Source organism: Actinomadura logoneensis, assembly GCF_003428695.1.
GTDB classification, from domain to species: domain Bacteria; phylum Actinomycetota; class Actinomycetes; order Streptosporangiales; family Streptosporangiaceae; genus Spirillospora; species Spirillospora logoneensis.
On sequence record NZ_QURH01000404.1, the window covers coordinates 1 to 770 of the forward strand.

The 770-nt window shown below is 77.1% G+C and carries 1 protein-coding gene; it reads left to right on the top strand.

The window, feature by feature from the left end:
* Positions 1–698 (top strand): DUF5915 domain-containing protein (locus DZF91_RS22970; RefSeq protein WP_235834488.1); only part of this gene is annotated, 698 nt, incomplete at its 5' end.
* Positions 699–770: the final 72 nt, after the last annotated feature.

Here is a 770-nt window from a genome sequence, read left to right on the forward strand (position 1 = left end):
CGGCGCGCGTCGCGTCCGGCGTGCGCACCCGGCAGCCGCTCGGCCGCGCGCTCGCGGGCGCGTCCGGCTGGGCCGGGCTGCCGGAGGAGCTGCGCGCGCAGATCGCCGACGAGCTGAACGTCCAGTCCGTCCAGGACCTGGCGTCCATCGGCGGCGACCTGGTCGAGTACGAGGTCAAGCCGAACTTCCGGTCGCTCGGCGGGCGGTTCAAGAAGGACGCGCCGAAGGTCGCCAAGGCCGTCACCTCCGCCGACCCCGCCGCGCTCGTCGCGGCGCTGCGCGGGCCGTCCGGCGCCGCCTCGGTGGACGCCGAGGGCGTCGGGACGGTCGAGCTGACCGCCGACGACGTGATCGTCACCGAGCGGCCGAAGTCCGGCTGGGCGGTCGAGTCCGGGCAGGGCGAGACCGTCGCGCTCGACCTGACCGTCACGCCGGAGCTGCGCCGGGCCGGGCTCGTCCGCGAGGTCGTCCGGCTCGTCCAGGACACCCGCAAGGCCATCGGCCTGGACGTCACCGACCGCATCGAGCTCTGGTGGGACGCGCCGGGCGGCGACCTCGCCGAGGCCCTGCGCGAGCACACCGGCGTCCTGGCCGGCGAGGTGCTCGCGACCACGGTGACCGAGGGGCGTCCCGACGAGGACCTTCAGGCGTTCAACGACGCCGAGCTCGGCCTCACCTACCGCCTCCGCCGCGCCTGACACCCCCGCCCCGGCCGTCCCCGACGGCCGGGGCTGCCCGGGCGGCTCCCGCGGCCGGACGGCTCGCGCGGA